This window comes from Paenibacillus sp. MAEPY2 (genome assembly GCF_000499205.1).
GTDB lineage: Bacteria > Bacillota > Bacilli > Paenibacillales > Paenibacillaceae > Paenibacillus > Paenibacillus vandeheii.
This window is the reverse complement of sequence record NZ_AWUK01000031.1, coordinates 50366-67253: the sequence shown is the minus strand read 5'-3', so window position 1 is coordinate 67253 and position 16888 is coordinate 50366. Positions and strand designations below refer to the sequence as shown.

Here is a 16888-nt window from a genome sequence, read left to right as displayed (position 1 = left end):
GATCTTATCATTGCTTCATTTTCATTTAATTCAGTGTAAGTCCTGTACCTTCGTTGAATCATCCTCTGAAGATGTGGCATCTTCCTCAAACAGATTCTGAATATATGCCTGGAGCTTCGGTTTATTCACACCGAGTACCTGAGCAGAACCTGCAAGCTCATTGGTTAGCAGTTTGTTAGGAGGAATCTGCTGTTTATCAATTTCATTCACATTAATATCAAATCCGAGCGAAGCCAGTTTTAACATTTGAGTTGGACTGAGGTCTGTCTCGATATATGGAGCGACAGCTTCCAATATATCAGGGATTTTGAAGAGCGAAGTGGTGCTTTGCATCTTCTTGGCCAGCTCAGTCATGAAAATCCGCTGCCGTTCGGTACGCGTAAAGTCCGAGGTGGCATCGTGCCGGAACCGGACATATTGCAGGGCAGTCTTGCCGTCCATATGCTGAAGTCCTTTTTTGAGGTCAATATCGTACATATGTTTATCTGCCTTGCTGGTGTAATACATGTCTTTCTCCACATCTATGTCGATCCCGTCCACAGCATCAACCAGCGCCATGAATCCGATAAAATCGGTATACACGTAATGCTGAATAGGGATGCCAAGCAAGTCACCGACCGTTTGTTTGGTTAATTCCGCACCACCGTAGGAGAAGGCTGCATTGAGTCTGCTCTTGCCATGTCCAGGAATCTCAACATATGTATCCCGCAGTATAGAGAAGAGATGGGCTTTCTTGGATACCGGATCAATGGAAGCAACCATGACTGAGTCTGAACGGCCCGGATCATCTCCTCTGGTGTCACCTCCAAGCAGCAAAATGTTAACTCGTTCCTTCCCTTCCCATTTGGGAACAGGGGTAGTTGGGGTGTCTGTATTTTTGTTTTTGTCAGAAGAGGAGGTGTCCGAAGCGGTTGAGATGCTATTGGCAAAATGAACGATCGAGTATCCGTAATATACAATGACACCCGCTATGGCAAGTGCCAGGGTTAGGGATGTCCCCCATAACCATTTCTTAAGCATAATCTTCACCTTTCTATGAATGAACTATTATGTAACCCAAACTAGTTTAACAAAAAGTAAGAGAAATGTCCTCTTTGATTTCGAAAGTTCGGCTACAAGGCGATATGTTTGACAAATAGTTAGTGTATATTTATTATGTAAAAAATAATCGTGTTTTGTGTAATGGAGGTATTAAACGACTGTTATGAATCAATCTGTATTTAATTGGATCAACCAGTTTGCAGACCGAATTCCGTTTCTGGACTGGTTTATGATTACATCTGCTGAATATGCGGTATGGGTTATGATTGGATTGCTAGTGATTGTGTGGTTTCTTGGCAATCCGTCTAAACAACGAATTGTGTTTTATGCTTGTGTAGCCTCAATAATAGCGCTTGGTCTGGCAAAATGGGGAATTTCACCTGCGGTAGGTCATCCAAGGCCGTTCGTGGAAGGCGCCGTGAATCAACTGGTCCCGCATGTGCCAGATCCATCTTTTCCAAGTAAACATGCTTCCTTTGTATTCGCACTAGCTGCTGCTTCGTTTTTTATCGGTCGACGATTCGGAGTATGGATGTTATTGCTTGCTGTGCTGACAGGGGTCTCGCGTGTCTATGTAGGTGTACATTATCCTGGGGATATTCTGGGCGGATTCATTCTGGGTAGTCTGGTCAGTGTAATCCTGATTGCTACGCGTAATTATACCAAGTCGATTCCCGATTTCTTCATTAACATTCATCGGCGGATTTTTCGTTAGTTCTGGAACGTATACGTTTGAGATGAGAGGTACATTCGTATAGAGTCCCAAGTTCCTTGGCATAGCCAAAGAGTTGGGGCTTTTTTGCGTTAATTTCGGAGTTACATGAAATTTCTGAAAATCGAATTCGGATATCTACAATTCATGACGATAGGTGTCGATATATTATATAGTTATGCGCTAAAGCTAAGGAGTGGGGAATATGAAAGGTTCGCGGGGAAACGTGATGGGGAAGCTTAGATTTACAATTCGGATGAAGTTACTGACTGGATTTTTAATGGTTGTGGCGTTGCTTGCTTTTGTCAGCATATATGCGCTCACCCAAATCCATGGTATGTCAAACAAAGCCGATGATGTGGACAAGACATGGATGCCCAGTGTATCTTTGTTGGGCCAGATGAATGGGGACATATCCGATGTGGAGCGGCTTGCTCTGGCCATCATTGTTGAACAGGATGAAAATGAAACTGCCAAGATGAATGAAGCTCTGGAGCAGCTCCTGGTCAAGATTGAGGATGAACGTAAACAGCTGCTAGCCTTCATTGAAGACAATGCAGAGGCAATGAAACTTTACAATGAGTTCAGTACGAACTACGAGAGCTATATCGCAAAAATGCCCGCATTCATTGAATTAGGCTTGAATAACAATTACGACGAAGCCAGCAAACTACACACAGCGGCTTATTCATTATGGTATTCAGCCAACGATACCATTGCCCAATTGATTGTAATGGGGAATGAAGGATCAGATTCGGCTACGAATGCATCGGTTGAACTGGCCGAAAAAGCATTTAATGTTATTTTGGGAGTAACCATTGTTGCTTTCCTGATGGCTATGTTTATTGCCTTCTTCATTGCAAGCATCATCTCACGTCCAATTCAGAAGATGAATGCAGCGGCGATGTTGATTGCAGGTGGGGATCTGACTAGTGAGAAGATCGTGCTCAAGAACAAGGATGAACTGGGAACGCTGGCTGATTCCTTCAATACGATGACAGGCAACCTGCGGGAGATGATTCAATCTGTATCGATGACATCCGAACAGGTAGCTGCTTCCTCGGAGGAACTTCTGGCAAGTGCAGAACAGAACACCAGAGCATCGGAACAGATCTCCGAAACGGTTGAAGAATTGGCCGTGGGTACATCCGATCAAGTAGATATGGTGAAGCGTTCTTCCCAGGCGATGAGTGAAATGGCTCTTGGTTCGGAACAAATTGCCGAGCTTGCTCAAAGTGTATCCGTATCTGCTGTTGATGCAGCGAATCAGTCTGCCGAAGGAAATATGATTATTCAGCAGGCTGTTGAACAGATGGGTTCTGTTCGTAATTCCATTGCCTCGCTGACAGAACTGGTTACAGGGCTGGGAGAACGTTCCGCAGAGATTGGTACGATTACCGAGGTTATCAACAATATTGCTCGTCAGACCAATCTTCTTGCATTGAATGCAGCGATTGAAGCGGCACGTGCAGGTGAGCACGGGCGTGGTTTTGCGGTCGTAGCTGGAGAAGTGCGGAAGCTGGCAGAGGAATCCTCTACATCTGCACAACGGATTACGGATCTTGTGCAATTAATTCAAAAGGATACGGATCATGCCGTGCAGGCTGTGAAAGTGAACAGCAATGAAACAGAGGCCGGAATTGAGATTGTAACCGCGGCAGGACAAGCATTTGAGCAGATTTCAAACGTAGTGAACAAGGTTGCTGGTGAAATTCAGGAAGTATCCGCAGGTTCGGAGGAAATGTCAGCAAGTACAAATGAAGTTGTAGGGTACGTGGATCAGATCTCCAACATAGCTGGAGAAGCAGCAGGTGGCGTGCATAATGTATCTGCGGCAACCCAGCAGCAGCTGGCTTCGATGGAAGAGATTGCTTCATCCGCGGGCTCTTTGTCCAAAATGGCAGAAGAATTACAGGAGCAAATCAACAAGTTTAGAGTGTAGACGATCCAAAAGACGGGTGTTCAGACTGAATAATGGAATTGATCATAATTCAGCCTGTATCAAGGGTGATACGAATTATCAGGACTGCTTCTCATATCGCGTTCATGCGATATGAGAAGCGGTCTTTTTTTGTCATATCACTCCCCAAACATGTCACAACAATGTTATTTCAGAAGTCACCAGCGCTGATATTGCAACTGAAACAAAAGACTATAATGGTAATTAATGGTGGAAATACACGGAGTCACACCATAGAAAGGAGCGGGTTATTACATCAGTGTAATTGGAAAATGATAAGATAACGATTGCAAAAGGAGATGAATGGTTGAAGATGAAGGGAAGCTGGTGGAGACGAGTCGCTATTTTCGCGTTATCGACAGGGCTACTGGCAGGAAGTACATCCATACAGGCATGGAATGGCAAGGCAGATGCGGCTGCCGGGAACCATAACTATGCGGAAGCATTGCAGAAGGCGGTTTATTTCTATGAAACCCAGCGTTCAGGGAAATTGCCGGAGGACAACCGGGTTGAATGGCGTGGTGATTCCGGATTAAATGACGGAGCGGATGTTGGGGTTGATTTGACCGGAGGATGGTACGATGCTGGAGATCATGTGAAATTCAGCCTGCCTATGGCCTATTCTGCTACGATGCTTGCCTGGTCTGTTGTGGAATACCGCGAAGGGTACGAACAGGCAGGACAATTGGAAGAGATTAAGGATAATTTGAAATGGGCGACAGATTATTTTGTGAAAGCGCACACGAAACCAAATGAATTATGGGGACAGGTCGGAGCGGGCAATACGGACCATGCCTGGTGGGGACCGGCTGAAGTGATGCAAATGAGTCGCCCTGCATTTAAGATTGATGCATCCTGTCCGGGAAGTGAGCTTGCGGGAGAAACTGCAGCGGCACTCGCTTCTTCATCTATTGTGTTCCGGGACAGTGACCCAGCTTATGCCAACAAGCTGCTCCAGCATGCCAAGGAGCTGTACAGCTTCGCCGATACGTATCGAGGTAAATATTCGGATTGCATTACAGATGCCCAATCGTTCTACAATTCATGGACAGGTTACTATGATGAACTCGCCTGGGCTGCAACATGGTTATATATGGCGACAAATGACAGCGCTTACTTGTCCAAGGCGATTGCTACGGCGAATCTGTGGCAGGCGGATGGACAGAGCGGGAATTGGGCTTATACATGGACCCAAGGCTGGGATGACAAACATTATGGTGCCCAGATTCTATTGGCTCGTATTACGTCGAGTCTGAACATGCCTGAAGCGACACGGTTCATTCAATCAACAGAACGAAATCTGGATTATTGGTCCGTAGGCACGAATGGACAACGAATCAAGTATACACCGGGCGGGCTTGCCTGGCTTGATACATGGGGATCGCTCCGTTATGCAGCGAATGCATCCTTTATTGCTTTTGTGTATTCCGACTGGGTCAGTGATCCGGTGAAAAAAGCAAGGTATCAGGATTTTGCCGTCTCTCAAATGAACTATATTCTGGGGGATAATCCTCGCCAGAGCAGTTATGTGGTCGGTTATGGACAGAATCCTCCTAAACACCCGCATCACCGGACCTCCCACAGTTCATGGACGAACAATGAAAATGTACCTTCCGAGCATCGTCACACGTTGTACGGCGCGATGGTTGGTGGACCGGATGCCTCGGATGCCTATACCGATTCTATTGGTGACTATGTCAGCAATGAGGTGGCGACCGATTACAATGCAGGATTTACAGGCGCGTTAGCCAAGATGAATCTGCTGTTCGGCCAGAATGATCAGCCCATTGCGAATTTCCCGGCTCCCGAAGTGAAGACGGATGAGTTCTTTGTCGAGGCTGCCGTGAAAGCGTCCGGTTCCAATTACACGGAAATCAAGGCTCAACTGAACAACCGTTCGGGTTGGCCTGCGCGAATGGGGGATAAGTTGTCTTTTCGCTATTTCCTGGATCTGAGTGAAGTATACGCTGCAGGATATACCGTTTCCGATGTCCATGTTACAACCGCATATGCCGAGGGAGCGACTGTATCCCAACCGGTTGTGGTTGATGCAGGAAAACGAATTTATGCGGTTACTGCGGACTTCACCGGGACTAAGATCTATCCAGGCGGGGAAGGTCATTATCGCAAAGAGGTTCAGTTCCGCATTACCGGCCCGCAAGGCGCGTGGAATGCGAATAATGATCATTCATTCCAGGGTTTGGGCACAGGCAATGTGGCAAAGAGTGTATATCTTCCGGTCTACGATGCGGGAATACGGATATACGGTCAGGAGCCTAGTGTCACACCAGTTGTTACACCTATTGCACCTTCGGGGGTGCAGGCTGTATCAGGGAATGCTCAGGTCATCCTGAACTGGGTAGCATCGCCTGGGACAGAATCGTACACCGTAAAGCGTGCCGAGGTGAGTGGGGGTCCATATACTTCTGTCGCGACAGGTGTACATGGATTGACATACACGAACACGGGGCTGACGAATGGAAGGACCTATTATTATGTGGTGACGGCTGTTAATTCAGCTGGGGAATCGCCCGGATCTGCACAAGTCTCTGCCACGCCGCAGGCTGGAACGTCTGTGCCGGGGATGCTGACATTAAACGGGATTGCGGGCAATGCACAAGCGGTTCTGACCTGGACGGCAGCAACGGGAGCTGTGAGTTATAAGGTACAGCGCTCGGTTATGGGCGGCGTATATGCCGATGTGGCAACTGGATTGGCAGTGCTGAATTATACCGATGCAACAGCGGTAAATGGCACGGCGTACAGTTATCGAATCGCCGCGGTGAATGCGAGCGGACAGACGTTGTCCAATATCGTGACGTTGACACCGAATGTGCCTCCGGCAACGACAGGCACGCTTGAGGTGCAGTATCGTAATGGAGGATCTGGTGCTTCCGGCAATGCGGTGACTCCGCAATTTAATCTGAAGAATACAGGGACTCAGCCGATCGATTTGAGTACTGTGAAGCTGCGGTATTATTTTACGAAGGACGGCACAGGGGATCTGACCTTCTGGTGTGATTATGCCCAGATCGGCAGTGCCAATATTGAAGGCAAATTTGTCACGCTGAATCCGGCAAAGGGAACAGCCGATACGGTTCTTGAGATCAGCTTCAAATCCGGGGCTGGCAGTCTGGCTGAAGGAGCGGAGACAGGCGTGATCCAGGGGCGCTTTTCCAAGAATAATTGGAGCAATTTCGATCAGAGCAACGACTATTCCTATGATGCAACCAAGACGGCTTTCACTGCCTGGAATCAGATAACGGGATATCAGGGAGGTACGAAGGTATGGGGCATCGAGCCGTAACGTTAAAGGTAGATCAATATAACAAATCAGCTCAACAGCATGCGCAGACCCAGAGTGATTCAAATTGAATTCACCATTCCAGGGAGGTATATACATGTTGAAATCAGCTGCCAAAAAAAGCTTGTCTGCCATGCTTGCAGGGACCGTTATGCTGACCGGGTACACCGGTTTGTGGGCAGGTCCCCAAACGGCTTATGCCGAGGAGCAGACCGTTGATGCTCAGGCGGACGGAATCAATGAAGCGCGGTTTCTGCAATTGTATGATCAGCTGAAAGATCCGGCAAACGGTTATTTTTCTCCAGAGGGCATTCCCTATCATTCCATTGAAACGCTGATGAGTGAGGCACCGGATTATGGGCACATGACGACATCCGAGGCGTACAGTTACTGGCTCTGGCTGGAAACGATGTACGGTCACTATACGGGCGATTGGTCCAAACTGGAAGCGGCTTGGGACAGCATGGAGAAATACATCATCCCTATCAATGAAGGCGACGGCAAGGAAGAGCAGCCTACGATGAGTTATTACAATCCGAACAGCCCGGCCACTTATGCAGCGGAAAAACCTTTTCCGGATCAATATCCTTCAGCTATTAACGGGCAATATGCAGCCGGGAAAGACCCACTGGATGCCGAGCTGAAAGCTTCCTATGGCAACAATCAGACGTACCTGATGCACTGGCTGCTGGATGTGGATAACTGGTACGGATATGGTAATCTGCTGAATCCGAATCATACAGCGGCTTACGTGAATACGTTCCAGCGTGGAGAGCAAGAGTCCGTATGGGAAGCCATTCCACACCCGTCTCAGGACAATAAAACGTTTGGCAAAACGGGCGAAGGTTTCATGAGCCTGTTCACCAAGGAGACCCAGGCACCGGCAGCCCAGTGGCGTTATACCAACGCAACGGATGCTGACGCACGTGCAGTGCAGGTACTGTATTGGGCGAAGGAGATGGGCTACACCAATACAGCGTATCTGGATAAAGCGAAGAAGATGGGTGACTATCTGCGCTATGGGATGCACGACAAGTACTTCCAGAAGATCGGAAGTGCCAAGAACGGCACACCGACGGCCGGTACGGGCAAAGACGACTCCAATATGTATCTCATGGCGTGGTATACCTCATGGGGCGGCGGACTTGGTGAGGGCGGCAACTGGGCTTGGCGGATTGGCGCCAGTCATACACATCAGGCATACCAGAATCCGGTGGCAGCTTATGCCTTGTCTGATTCGGCAGGTGGCCTGATTCCCAAATCGACAACAGCCGAGGCAGATTGGAATGCCTCGCTGAAGCGCCAATTGGAATTCTACACCTGGTTACAGTCTCACGAAGGGGCGATTGGCGGCGGAGCGACGAACAGTTTTGATGGCTCCTACAAAGCGTATCCTGCCGGAACCAGTACGTTCTACGACATGGCTTATCAGGAAGCTCCGGTATATCGTGATCCCGACTCCAACACGTGGTTCGGATTCCAAGCCTGGTCGCTGGAACGTGTAGCGGAGATGTATTACATTCTTGCCGAGAGCGGAGACCTCAGCTCTGAGAACTTCCAGATGGCCAAAAAAGTCATCACCAAGTGGGTCGACTGGGCCAAGGATTATGTATTCGTTGATGAGCGTCCGGTGACGGATGCACAAGGATATTATTTGAATGCGGCGGGCCAACGGATTCTTGGCGGTACCAACGCACAGGTTGCCACTACACCTGCACCGGGCGAATTCTGGATTCCAGGCAGCCAGGAATGGCAGGGGCAGCCGGACAAATGGAATGGATTCAGTTCCTTTACGAACAATCCGAACTTTCATGTGGTAACCAAAGATCCTGCTCAGGATACAGGTGTGCTGGGGAGCTACATCAAAGCCTTGACGTTCTTTGCTGCGGGGACTCAAGCAGAAAGCGGCGTGCTCAGTAACAAAGGACAGGAAGCCAAAGATATGGCCGAGAAGCTGCTGAATACAGCATGGGATTACAATGATGGTGTAGGGATCGTGACCGAGGAAGTCCGTAAAGACTACTTCCGTTTCTTCGCCAAAGAGATTTACATTCCGGCAAACTGGACGGGAACCTTCGGTCAGGGCAATACCATTCCGGGTACGGCCGGCGTACCTTCTGATCCTGCCAAAGGGGGGAATGGCGTATATATTGGCTACGCTGACCTGCGTCCAGCCATCAAGCAAGATCCGGCATGGGCTTATCTGGATAACCTGTACAAAACGTCTTATAATCCAACAACGAAAAAATGGGAAAATGGCGCACCAACCTTTACGTATCACCGCTTCTGGTCACAGGTAGATATGGCTACGGCATATGGCGAATATGATCGTCTCCTCGGGGACGCAGGAGGCCCAGTGGTCCAAGTGCCAGCAGCTCCGACGGGGCTGACAGCGGCAGCAGGCAGTGAGCAGGCTGTTCTGAACTGGAATGCTGTATCGGGTGCCACTTCTTACACGGTAAAACGTGCAGAGGTGAACGGTGGCCCGTATACTTCCGTAGCAACGGGGGTAACCGGTTCGACCTTCACAAATACAGGACTGACCAATGGCAAAACGTACTATTATGTGGTGACCGCAGTGAATACGGCAGGTGAATCGGCACCGTCTGCTCAAGCATCTGCTACTCCGCAAGCGGGAACGTCCGTACCGGGAGTGTTAACCCTTACGGGAACGGCAGGCAATAATCAGGCTGTACTGACATGGACCGCATCGACTGGATCTGCAAGTTACAAGGTACAACGCTCGGTAGCAGGCGGAGCCTACGCCGATCTGGCTACAGGACTGACGGCACTAACGTACACCGATGCCACGGCAGTGAACGGTACCGCATACAATTACCGAGTGGTGGCCGTAAATGCAAGCGGGCAGACCTTGTCCAATGTCGTGACGGTGACCCTAACAGCGCCTCCTGTAACAACAGGTGCACTTGAAGTGCAATACCGCAATGGCGGTCCAGGAACGTCAGGCAATGCAGTGACCCCGCAGCTCAATGTCAAGAACACAGGCACGACAGCAGTGGATCTGAGCCAGGTGAAGGTACGGTATTACTTTACGAAGGATAGTGCATCCGATCTGAGTTTCTGGTGTGATTACGCTCAGATTGGCAGTGCCAACGTTGAAGCTCACTTTGTGACGGTAGATCCGGCAAAAGGGACAGCGGATACGTATCTGGAGATTGGTTTCAAATCCGGGGCCGGCAGTCTGGCAGCGGGGGCGGAGACGGGAATTATTCAGGGTCGTTTCTCGAAGAACAACTGGACGAATTTTGATCAGACCAATGATTATTCTTTCGATGCTACCAAAACGGCCTTCACTGCCTGGAACAAGGTGACCGCTTATATTGGCGGAGTCAACGCATGGGGCATTGAGCCATAATCAACTCGTATTGAAACAGAGTACAGCCGGGGAGAAATCTCCGGCTTTTTGCATGTTGGAGGCGTTTATGTTCTCCATGTAGGCAGCTGATTCAGAAATTGAACCATAGTAATGTTTACCATATATAGAATTTAAATATTAAAATATAGGTCATATGACGCATGTCCTGAGTGAGGATTGGCTTAAGCCACTTTTCTGCGTAAAACGAAGCACAGCAAATAGTTACAATAATTTAACCTTTGAAAAAGAAGTGATTAACGGTAGTTTTAGCCAACTGGTGTGAGATGTTTCCCTGATTCTTAGTGCTCAATCCTGCCAGATCGAATACAGGACTTTGGGCTGATGATCGTTATGGACAGCCCGTTTTACAATGGGGCAAGCCCGGCAAATGAGGCCAGGTTAAAATTCTGTAACATCAGGGGGAACACGACATCATGAACTGGAAAAGCAAGATCATTACTGCGAGTGTAACAGCAACGATGCTGATGGGAAGTCTGACAGCAGGAGCATTAACGACACCGGCATCGGCAGCCGCAGTTGCGAATTCAAAAGTTAAAGTCATCTGGGGAGTAAACTTGCGTACATCACCATCTTCTTCCGCAAGCATTGTTCGTTTGATGCCAAAAGGGGAAACGGTAACGGTAACTCAAAATTCCGGCTCAGGCTGGTATAAAGTAAAGGATTCCGGCAACCGGACAGGATACATATCTTCTTCTTCAAAATATACACAAGCCGTGAAAGGCAGCACAAGCGGGTCTGGAACAAGCGGTACGTCTGTTACAGGCAGTGCTTCTGTGGAGAAAGTGATTGCAGCAGGCATGAAATATAAGGGGACACCATATGAGTTTGGAGCTAGTCGTACCAGTACGGCTACGTTCGACTGTTCAAGCTTTGTACGTCAGGCATTTATTGATGCACTTGGAATCAAGCTTCCGTCCGATTCACGTAAGCAAGGAGCATATGTGAAAGCTAATGGAACCGTTCAGACCAATTGGAAAAATCTGAAACGCGGTGATCTGATGTACTTTATGTCCTATAAAGGCACATCGGCATCATCGTACTCCAGTGTGAACAAATCCACTGCGACCATTACCCACACGGGAATTTATCTGGGGGACGGCAAAATTCTGCACACGTATTCCAACGCTGGTGGTGGTGTAACCATCAGCGATATCTCCGGCAAACACTGGGAGTACCGTTTCCTGTTTGGTGGAAGTGCGCTCTAAGTCGTGCGTATAATACAAGCCTGAAACACCTGAAAAACATATAAAGGAACCTTCCATCTCTGCCTATGCGGCGGGATAGAAGGTTCTTTTTGTTGTTCATTCAGTCCTGGTAATAGAGCCGGAAAAGAATATCCTGATCATAGTTGCCGAATCCCTGACCATACAATGTTAGCCCGCCAACATGCTGCGCATCTTCCTCCACGGAGAGGCGTAATGTCCATTGGTTCCGTTCTACGGGAATATCCGCAAGCGTAACTTCGGACATGTGCTGTCCATCAATAAATGTGCCCTCATGTGTAATTCGCAGCACCTTGAGCATGCCATATTGATTAACACTGTCGCTCCACCATTCCGGGGTGAACATGCCGCGTCCATTTCCCGAATCTCCAGGACTTGTCCATTCACCGAGATGAATTCCATTGAGCATAAAGGTAATGTCCGAAGGCCAGTTCGGGTTGACTGAAGGTGCCTCTGAACCGATCTCAAGTGACAATTCAATGGCGCTGATCTGTTGGCCGGACAAGATATAGTTTGGAATCTTGTATTCCACGAATCCACGTCCAAACCAGAGAATATGGGCATGCATCCGCTCGGGATCCAGAAAATAGCGTGGGTCATCATACTGTCCAATGACCTGATTGGACGTAGCCAGGCCACAAGTTGGATACACATCAAAATGGGTGTAATGCCCGACAGGGATTGCCACTTCATGAAGCTTGCGTGAGGCTCCCGTTTCCTGTGGCATGGAGATGCCGATCCAGTCGACGGCCAGGCTGTTCATTTTGTGCGTGCCGCCGTCCTTGCGAATCATTTTGGATTGAATGATGCCCACATCCTGAAGCTTGCGAACATGCATGGTTACGATTGCACTGCTTAGGCCGAGTGAGGCGGCAATGTCCTTCACGTTCATTGGAGTCTCCGCAACAAGCCTGATAATCTGTAGACGCACCTCACTCGCGAGTGCCTCGTATAGGGGCAGCCATTCTGTATCGGTATTTGCTCTGATCACATCTGTTCCTCCAGGTAATATGAGTTGATCTAGTGTTATTCACACGAGGCCACTACGCTGACAGAATAACCTTCCAATCGCTGTTATCCCCGGATTTCTTTGATTTCCCATGTATAATGGGGGGAAATCCGGTGATAAAGGCGACCGCTACGCTTCTACAGGTTTTTTCTGTCCTCTTCGTGCACGTGTAAATAACGATACAAACTCATATCCATTATTTTTATAGAATTAAGTTAAACATAAATCCAGCCAAAAGAATAACATTTTGCAAAATTCATGTTGAAATTGCTGCCATAATCGATTTTAATATAAATATGAACGTTGATCCATAGATTATCAATTAATTTTTATATTAATCTTAGGGAGCTGAACTTCACGATGGAAAAAGCAAAAATGACGGTAGACAAGGATTTCACAATTGGCGTAGTTGACAAACGTTTATACGGTTCATTTATTGAACATCTGGGACGTGCCGTATACGGTGGAATATATGAGCCGGGTCATCCTACAGCGAACGAAGCGGGATTCCGTGGAGATGTGTTGGAGATGGTGAAGGAGCTGCAGGTTCCGATTGTACGGTATCCTGGAGGTAATTTTGTATCCGGTTACAATTGGGAGGATTCCGTTGGGCCTGTGTTTGAACGCAAACGCAGACTTGAATTGGCCTGGAGAACCATCGAGACCAATGAATTTGGGTTCAACGAATTTGTGGATTGGTCCAAACAGGCGAATTCAGAAGTGATGATGGCCGTCAATTTGGGAACACGGGGGGTAGACGCAGCCCGCAACATCGTGGAGTACAGCAACCATCCGGAAGGTTCCTATTATAGTGATTTGCGTATTAAACATGGATACAAAGAGCCTCATGCTATCAAAACCTGGTGTCTTGGCAACGAAATGGACGGTCCGTGGCAGATTGGTCACAAAACAGCAGAAGAGTATGGGCGGATTGCACTTGAAGCGGCAAAAGTGATGAAGTGGACTGATCCAACAATTGAACTCGTCGCTTGCGGAAGTTCATCCCTGGGCATGCCATCCTTCCCGGAATGGGAAGCGACGGTGCTGGACCATACGTATGATCATGTTGAATATCTATCTCTACATCAGTATTACGGCAATCAGGAGAATGACACACCAACCTTCCTTGCACGCTCATTGGAGATGGATCGTTTCATTGATACGGTGAAAGCGACTTGCGATTATATCAAAGCGAAGAAACGCAGCAAAAAAACGATGTATCTGTCCTTCGATGAGTGGAATGTATGGTATCACTCTCATGAGAACGACTCCAAAATGGACCCATGGCAGATTGCTCCGCCACAGCTGGAGGACGTATACAACCATGAAGATGCACTGCTTGTGGGTTGTATGCTGATCAGCATGCTTAAACATGCCGACCGTGTCAAAATGGCGTGTTTGGCGCAGCTCGTCAACGTTATCGCTCCAATCATGACGGATAATGGTGGTGCTGCATGGAGACAGACGATTTTCTATCCGTTCATGCACGCTTCCGTGTTCGGACGTGGAACAGCACTTGTGCCGTTGATCCAGTCACCGAAATATGACACCAAACAAATTACGGATGTTCCTTATCTGGAGGGCATTGCGGTGCATAACGAAGAGCAGGGTGAAGTGACTGTTTTCGCTGTCAACCGTCATCTGGAAGAATCACTTCCGCTTGAAGTGGATCTGCGCAGCTTTGGGAAGTGTCAGTTGATTGAGCATATTGTACTGGAAAGTGATGATCTGAAAGCAGCCAATACTGCCGCACAGCCGAATCGCGTCGCTCCACATAATCGTGGTGATGCAGAGGTATCGGATACACTGATCACGGCAAGCCTGGCCAAAGCATCGTGGAACGTGATCCGATTGAAAGTCCAGTAATAGATTAGGAAGTATGCGGGTTGCAGCCGGAATAAAGGAGACATAGGAACACAGGACACTTCGATGGCAGAACAACGCCGTATGATGTGATCTCAATAAGAGAAAAAAGGCTGGATGCGAGTTTATACGCATTCAGCCTTTTTCGTGGTATAAAGTGTCCGCCTTTAAGTGAAGCAAAGCGAACTCAAAACCCATTTTGAGTGCAACAAGAGAAGAGAACTTACTCTGGTGCTCCATCCTCTAACGAATCGTGTGCGCCTTATTGTGCAGATTAGTGTGGTACAGCAAATCTAACGAACTCAGGAATCGCTATTTCATTGAAAACCTGTGATTGCGCGTGCAAAGAGGGTGTAAAAAGGGAAATAGGACGTCTACGATTCGTTAGAACGGCGAACTTATGCGATTTCGCCAAATAGAGCGTCTCAGATTCGTTAGATGTTTGGACAAACAGTAAATGAATGTTACTTCAACCCGGCGCCCTGTCCAAACTCAAAGCTCTCTCCATCGCGTGGAATGAGTACTTGTCCGTCCAACTGCTCGGAGGTCAGGTAACTGGCGAGGTCCACGCGGGGCATCATGCAATGGTTAATGGCATCCATATGCACAGCGATCACATGCGCATCCGGTGCAAGGCGTTTCACGTCAGCTACGTCAGGTCCGTCCATCGTAATCGGATCTCCTTGTAGAAAGCGGGCTCCGCCAGCATTCACCACAATCACCTCAGGCTGATATTGACGAATGGCTTCGGCTGGCTCTTCACACTAGATGGTATCCCCAGCGATATACGAGACAGGTTCTCCGTCCGCTTCCAATACAAAACCAGACACCTTGCCCATACGCTCGCCGATTTCCCCGGTTCCGTGATGTCCCGAAGTACGGGCAAAACGTACGGAGTGGTACTCATGTTTGTCATCCACGGCGGTAACGTTGGTAAACCCGGCTCCTGTGAACACGGCCTCATCTCCTGGCTGACACAGCAGAGGTACATCTTTGCGGAGCTTCTTCGCTGCTGCTTCATCCCAGTGATCAGGGTGGGTATGCGTAACGATCAGCAGATCCGGGCTCATATAATCCGTTTCCGTCTCGGGTAATGAGACTCTTGGATTGCGTAATTCATTGGGCGTGTTCGGAAAAGCAGGCATCACTTCTTTATCCATCAACATGGGATCAACCAGTATATTCAGACCCCCATATTCCAACCATAATGTAGCATTACGAATCAATTGAATTTTCATTGAACCTGCACTCCTTCGGGAATTAATGTTATTATCCTATATGTTATACAACCCGTTTATCGGCGTAAATAACACACTGAAAGAAAACAGACCACTTTAATTTCAAGTTGAAAGGATTGCAAAATAGATGAATGAAACGATTGATGATACAGATATACGTATACTGAAAAGCCTGATCCGGGACTCCAAACGCTCTCACAAAGAGATCGGGGAAGAGGTGCATTTGACCGGACAAGCTGTAGGTGCGAGAGTACGCAAGCTGCATGATCTGGGTGTTATTGAAGGGTATACGGTAAAATGGAACCCGGAACGCCTCGGCTTGGGCATGCAGGCATTTGTAACGATCTTTCTGAATTCCGGCGACAGGCATGCCGCCTTCCGTGAATTTATGGCTGCACGTGAAGACATCGTGGAGGTTCACCGTGTCAGCGGAGAGGGCTGCTACCTGATGCGTGTGCGCACGGGAACGATGGAGCAGCTTGGCAGCTTGCTGGAAGCCATTTTGCCGTATGGAAATTATAGAATGAACCTGTCTGTTGGTATCGAAAAGTCAGAATGATGTGAGCTGGATTTCAGAGGTCCTGTTGCTGTTTCTCGTGCAGCGTCTCCTGCAAAAGGACAACTGCTCGGCTGAGCTCTTTTTTGGTTAGCAAATGATCGGTCTGGATATGACGCCGGGTGCCGTCTTTCAGATACAGGGCAATCATGGGCGATGAGGACAATATCCATTTGCTAAATGCGGGAGAGCTAAGCTCAATTTTACGAATTTCATCCCAGGGAATGGTCCGCTTTAGGGTATGAAGCCCTTCATCATTCCAGGATAATAACACGGTAGAACTCGCGATTGCCCGGGACAGAAACATAAAAAATAAAGGCCCGATAAACCACATGCCAAGAATGGCTGCGATGGAATAATACAAAGTCTCCAGTTGTCCAGCGCGCTCGTCATAAATAATCCATAACAGGATCACACATAACAGCAAGAACAGAAGACACAGTGCTCCTTTCCATATAGCCGTAAAACGGCGGTAGCCCATCTGCCGATGCTCAAGCTCCGCCTCCGATGATGTATGTAATTCAGGTTTCATAAGTACGCCTCCTTATCATTTCCCAGAAAATATACCAAACATGCCGCCTGCAT

General features: G+C 48.2%; 10 protein-coding genes and 1 pseudogene. 7 read left to right on the top strand and 4 right to left on the bottom strand.

Annotated elements, in window-relative coordinates; all coding sequences use genetic code 11:
- Window positions 1-30 precede the first annotated feature (30 nt).
- Window positions 31-1020 carry an LCP family protein gene (locus tag P364_RS0123370; RefSeq protein WP_024632472.1) on the bottom strand — a complete coding sequence of 330 codons (990 nt, stop codon included), beginning with the start codon at window positions 1018-1020 and terminating at the stop codon, window positions 31-33.
- A gap of 184 nt (window positions 1021-1204) precedes the next feature.
- Between P364_RS0123370 and P364_RS35580 the strand changes: the two genes are divergently transcribed.
- The 5 genes from P364_RS35580 to P364_RS0123345 all read left to right on the top strand — a co-directional run bounded on the left by P364_RS35580 (window position 1205) and on the right by P364_RS0123345 (window position 11619).
- A complete protein-coding gene (locus tag P364_RS35580) occupies window positions 1205-1756 on the top strand; it encodes an undecaprenyl-diphosphatase (protein ID WP_024632471.1) in 552 nt (183 codons plus the stop codon).
- Window positions 1757-1958: 202 nt separating this feature from the next.
- Entirely contained in the window at window positions 1959-3695 is a 1737-nt protein-coding gene (locus P364_RS0123360; protein ID WP_024632470.1) for a methyl-accepting chemotaxis protein, read from the top strand.
- 331 nt (window positions 3696-4026) lie between these two features.
- Window positions 4027-7020, top strand: coding sequence for a glycoside hydrolase family 9 protein (locus tag P364_RS0123355; RefSeq protein ID WP_081718099.1), 2994 nt, complete (start codon window positions 4027-4029; stop codon window positions 7018-7020).
- 94 nt (window positions 7021-7114) lie between these two features.
- A complete protein-coding gene (locus tag P364_RS0123350) occupies window positions 7115-10393 on the top strand; it encodes a glycoside hydrolase family 48 protein (RefSeq protein WP_024632468.1) in 3279 nt (1092 codons plus the stop codon).
- A 434-nt stretch (window positions 10394-10827) separates the two neighbouring features.
- Window positions 10828-11619, top strand: a complete 792-nt coding sequence (locus P364_RS0123345; RefSeq protein WP_024632467.1) for a C40 family peptidase — start codon at window positions 10828-10830, stop codon at window positions 11617-11619.
- Window positions 11620-11719: 100 nt separating this feature from the next.
- Here the strand turns inward: P364_RS0123345 and P364_RS0123340 are convergent, their stop codons facing one another.
- Window positions 11720-12628, bottom strand: coding sequence for an ArsR/SmtB family transcription factor (locus tag P364_RS0123340; RefSeq protein ID WP_081718096.1), 909 nt, complete (start codon window positions 12626-12628; stop codon window positions 11720-11722).
- Window positions 12629-13006: 378 nt separating this feature from the next.
- On the opposite strand from P364_RS0123340, the gene arfA reads away from it, so the two are divergent.
- Entirely contained in the window at window positions 13007-14512 is a 1506-nt protein-coding gene (arfA, locus tag P364_RS0123335; protein WP_024632465.1) for an arabinosylfuranosidase ArfA, read from the top strand.
- A gap of 461 nt (window positions 14513-14973) precedes the next feature.
- Here the strand turns inward: arfA and P364_RS35575 are convergent.
- Window positions 14974-15747 (bottom strand): annotated as a pseudogene (locus P364_RS35575) (MBL fold metallo-hydrolase).
- Window positions 15748-15874: 127 nt separating this feature from the next.
- Between P364_RS35575 and P364_RS0123325 the strand changes: the two are divergent.
- Window positions 15875-16306 carry an Lrp/AsnC family transcriptional regulator gene (locus P364_RS0123325; RefSeq protein WP_024632464.1) on the top strand — a complete coding sequence of 144 codons (432 nt, stop codon included), beginning with the start codon at window positions 15875-15877 and terminating at the stop codon, window positions 16304-16306.
- Between the two features lie 13 nt (window positions 16307-16319).
- Here the strand turns inward: P364_RS0123325 and P364_RS0123320 are convergent, their stop codons facing one another.
- A complete protein-coding gene (locus P364_RS0123320) occupies window positions 16320-16835 on the bottom strand; it encodes a hypothetical protein (protein ID WP_024632463.1) in 516 nt (171 codons plus the stop codon).
- Between the last annotated feature and the right edge of the window lie 53 nt (window positions 16836-16888).